General features: G+C 70.9%; 3 protein-coding genes and 1 other RNA gene. 1 reads left to right on the top strand and 3 read right to left on the bottom strand.

Annotated features, from left to right (window positions below):
- Both OOT08_RS15955 and OOT08_RS15950 read right to left on the bottom strand, forming a co-directional pair.
- A partial coding sequence (locus tag OOT08_RS15955; RefSeq protein WP_325093816.1) for an alkaline phosphatase family protein occupies nucleotides 1-2,069 on the bottom strand: 2,069 nt, incomplete at its 3' end.
- A 230-nt stretch (nucleotides 2,070-2,299) separates the two neighbouring features.
- A complete protein-coding gene (locus tag OOT08_RS15950) occupies nucleotides 2,300-2,560 on the bottom strand; it encodes a methionine aminopeptidase (RefSeq protein WP_325093815.1) in 261 nt (86 codons plus the stop codon).
- 52 nt (nucleotides 2,561-2,612) lie between these two features.
- Between OOT08_RS15950 and map the strand changes: the two genes are divergently transcribed.
- Nucleotides 2,613-3,494, top strand: a complete 882-nt coding sequence (gene map / locus OOT08_RS15945) for a type I methionyl aminopeptidase (RefSeq protein ID WP_325093814.1) — start codon at nucleotides 2,613-2,615, stop codon at nucleotides 3,492-3,494.
- Nucleotides 3,495-3,585: 91 nt separating this feature from the next.
- Here map and rnpB read toward each other — a convergent pair.
- An RNA gene (gene rnpB / locus OOT08_RS15940) (RNase P RNA component class A) lies at nucleotides 3,586-3,943 on the bottom strand.
- Nucleotides 3,944-4,022 lie beyond the last annotated feature (79 nt).

Below are 4,022 nucleotides of genomic sequence, written 5' to 3'. Positions count from 1 at the left end.
CCCAGCACGATCGGGAGCGTGGCCCCCGCGCTCGCCCCGGTCTGCGCGAGCTCGGAGCGCGCGGCCGAGCCGTCCCCGGCGACCGAGTCCCCGGGCTCGGCGGACGGCATCGGCGTGGCCGGGTCCGAGGTGCCCGAGTTTCCGGTGTTCCCGGTGTTCCCCGTGTTCCCTGGGGTGCCGGTGTCGCCCGGGTTCCCGGTGTTGCCGCCGGTGCCCGGCTCGGGGTCACCGGCGGTCACGGTAACGGGGGTGGTGATGGGGTCCTCGCCATCGGCGGTCACCTCCAGGCGGTGCTCGCCCGGCCGCGCCGCGCGGGGCACGGGGATCCTGAGTGAGACCCGGCCCTCCGCGTCGGCGACGGGCACGCGCTGCGCCTCGATCTCGAGGGGGCGCAGCGTGGCCCGGATCTGCTGACCCGCGGCGAGGCCGGTGACGGTCGCCGTCAGGGTGTCGCCCGGCGCGACGCGTGCCGTGTCGAGCGTCACGGTGGCCCAGGGGCCGGGCACCTCGGGGGTAACGGGCGCATCCGGCTGAGACCAGCGCACCTGGTCAACCGCCCAAAACATGCTGTTGGTTCCGGTGTAGCGGAATTCGAGCTGCGCACTCGTGGGCAGCTGCCCAGCATCGTCGCGCGGCAGCTCCGTCGCGAAGGTCTCGACCGCGTTCACGGGCTCGCGCTCGAAGGTTCGCACGCGCAGCTCCTCCAGCCCCGGGTTGTCGGGGAAGACGAGCGTCACGTTCGCGGCCTGCGGGCCGTCCCACAGGTAGGTCGTGGCGTAGCTCAGGTCGAGCGTGTCCGCGCCGTTGAGCGCGATCTTCGGGCTGCGGAGGGTCGAGTCGAAGGCCCCGGCCGCGTGAGCGGAGTCGTCCCACTCGTCCGAGTCGGCGACGGCGAAGACATCCCGGGAGCGCACATTCGTTTCCCGGCCCTGCCCGCGCTCAACGTTCGAGAAGAACTCGTCCGTCATGAAGGACCAGCCGCGGAACTCGGTCACGCCGCCCTCGGGCATCCGCGAGTTGTCGATGCTCCAGCCCTCGGGTGCGGTGCCGGTCCAGCCGAGCTGCGCCCCCGGACCCCGCTCATCCACGGCGGGCTGCAGGATGCCGCGCAGCGAGTCGAAGTCATCGGCGCGGAGGTCGGCGAAGTTCTGCCCGTCCAGCCCCCAGGCGGGGTCGCTCGCGACGCCGAGGTGCCGGAGCACGCTCGGGGCGATGTCGGTGAGCTTGACGTCGAAGCGCTCCGAGCCGGGGGCCTGCCCGCCGCCGCTGACGACCACGAAGGTCTGCCGTTCCTGGACGGAGTTGCCGCCGTGCCCGCCCGTTGGCGTGTGGCCGTGATCGGAGGTGACGATCACCTGCCAGTCCTCCTGGGCGCGGCTCGGCCGGGCGTCGATCGCCGCCAGGATCTCGCCGATCATGGCGTCGGCGCGGGTGACGGCCGGGCCGTAGCCCGCGCCATTCGTGCCCGCGCTGTGCCCGGCACCGTCAACCTCGTCGAGGTGGACGAAGGTCGCATCCGGGTTGCCGTTCGTGAGGAAGTCGACCGCCTGTTTCGTCGTCCCGGCGTCGCCGCCGCCCGCGACCCGCACGTCGACGGCGGGGCCGAAGATCTTGCTCGTGATCGGCCCCCAGGTGCCGACCGCCAGGGTGGAGACCTCCGGGAGCCCGGCCTCGGCGCGGCTGAGGTAGTCCGGGAAGCGCTCGTACTGGGTGCCCGTGAAATCGTTGTTCGTGGTGCCGTGTCGATCGGGCCAGGTCCCGGTGGCGATGCTCGCCCAGGCCGGGCCAGAGACCGTCGGTGCGAGCGGGGCCGCGAAGAGGTTGCTCGTGGCGAGCATGCCCCCGGCGCGCAGCCGGTCAAGGTTCGGGGTATCGGTCGAGTCCAGCTCAGCGTAGGTGAGGCCGTCGACGCCGATCACGATCGACTTCTGGGTGAGGGCGCCCGAGGGCAACCCGTTGTGCTCGCCGCCGAGCGCCTGGGCGGCGGCGGTCGGGGGAAGCGAGATCAGGCCGGCGCAGAGGGCGGCGCCGACCGTGAGGGCGCCAATGGGGCGCAGAAACGAAACCATGTGAGTCTCCGGGGGTTCGGGTGAGCGGGGCCAGTGCCCGGGTGCGGCTCGCACCCGGCACGCCCAGTTTCGCCCCCGCTCGGAGCCCCCGATGGCGAATCGGGCTCATCTGCGCGACTCTTCCCGGAAGGTTCAGCTCGCCCCGGGCTCCCCCGGGGCGAGCCGGTAAACACCGTCCCGCGTGGGTGAACGCGCGAGGATCACCCGGTAAACGGGTGCGGTCCGTCGGTTTAGCGGTCCTCGGCCTCGGCCTCGTCCTCCGCCGCCCAGGCCTCGCTGCGCGCGCGAAGCGTCTGGGGCGCGTTGGCCGCCTCCGCCTCCGTGGCGAAGGGCCCGACCCGGTACAGCCCGAGGGACTGCGGCCCACGCTCGACCTCGCCCGAGCGGGTGTTGTACCACCAGCCGCCCTCGGGGCCGCCCAGCTGTTCGCGGTCCGCGCTCGTTTCTGCTTCCCCGTTCGCTTCGGCGTGCTCGTTCGCTGCGTGTGTCATGGTGCGTCCTTCCCTCAGCGGGCACCCGGCGGGTGTCCCTAGGATAGATCGTATGCCGAAGGACGTAAATGGCCATCTGATTCCGGGGAGCGTCGGCCCGCTCCTCTCCGTGCCGCAGCATATTGTGCGGCCTCCCTATGTCGGGCTCGTGGAGCCGCCCGAGTACACCGGGGACAACACCTACTCCAGCGAGGAGATCGCAAAGATCCGCGCCGCGGGCCGGATCGCCTCCCGCGCGCTCGACGCCGTCGGCGCCGCAGTGCGCCCGGGCGTGACGACCGCGGAGCTCGACCGGATCGGGCACGACGTCGTCGTCTCGTCCGGGGCCTACCCCTCTACCCTCGGCTATCGGGGCTACCCGAAGTCCTCCTGCACCTCCGTGAACGAGGTCGTCTGCCACGGCATCCCCGACGACACTGTGCTGGAGGAGGGCGACATCGTGAACGTGGACATCACCGCCTACCTCGATGGCTTCCACGGCGACACGAACCGCACCTTCCGCGTCGGCGAGGTGAGCGAGGAGGTGGACCTGCTCGTCACCCGCACCGAGGAGGCGCTGCGCCGCGGCATCAAGGCCGTTGCGATCGGGCGCGAGGTCAATGTGATCGGGCGCACCATCGAGTCCTACGCGAAGCGTTTCGGCTACGGCGTGGTGCGCGACTTCACGGGGCACGGCGTCGGGTCCTCGTTCCACACCGGGCTCATCATCCCGCACTACGACTCCGCGCCGCAGTTCAACGACGTGATCCGCGCGGGCATGGTGTTCACGATCGAGCCGATGCTCACGCTCGGCACGCACGAGTGGGACATGTGGGCCGACGATTGGACGGTCACGACGCGTGACAAGTCGATCACGGCCCAGTTCGAGCACACGATGGTCGTCACCGAGTCGGGCGTCGAGCTGCTCACCGTCTCCGGGGACCGCCCCGCCTGAGCCGGTGACTCCGGGCGCCAGACGCGCCGACTGCCCCCGGGCAGCGCGCGTCTGGCCCCTGGCCGACGAGCGTGGTGGTCTGAAAGCAAACGGAATGGGTCAGATCATACGCCGGGTTCTGTCCGCGTTGCCGCGTGACGGTCATCTCTCTCGGGGAGCCGTTGCCGACACCCTCTAGCGGCCTACCCGAAGACTCAGCGGGACGCCTCATCGCCTTCTGTCTGGCCTTGCTCCGAACGAGGTTTACCTGGCCGCCCGTGTCACCACGGACGCCGGTGGGCTCTTACCCCACCCTTTCAGCCTTACCGGCGGAAAACCGCTGGCGGTCTACTCTCTGTTGCACTTTCTCGCGGGTTGCCCCGGGTGGGCGTTACCCACCGTTCTTCCCTGCGGAGCCCGGACGTTCCTCGGCACCCGTTTCCGGGTGACGCGACCGCCTCACCGACCCATTCCTGAGATCAGTCTAGCGGGTTCTTAGCGCCCCGGAAGCTGCGGCGGGCCGAGCTGCAGCAGCACCACGTATGCGGT

It is taken from the genome of Leucobacter sp. M11 (genome assembly GCF_035726885.1).
Lineage (GTDB): Bacteria > Actinomycetota > Actinomycetes > Actinomycetales > Microbacteriaceae > JAPFRB01.
The sequence above is the reverse complement of the archived record's forward strand: the minus strand, read 5'-3'. Positions and strand labels throughout refer to the sequence as shown.

Coding starts and splice junctions, on each gene's coding strand:
- map (WP_325093814.1), top strand. CDS start 2,613: ATGCCGAAGGACGTAAATGGCCATCTGATTCCGGGGAGCGTCGGCCCG.
- OOT08_RS15950 (WP_325093815.1), bottom strand. CDS start 2,560: ATGACACACGCAGCGAACGAGCACGCCGAAGCGAACGGGGAAGCAGAA.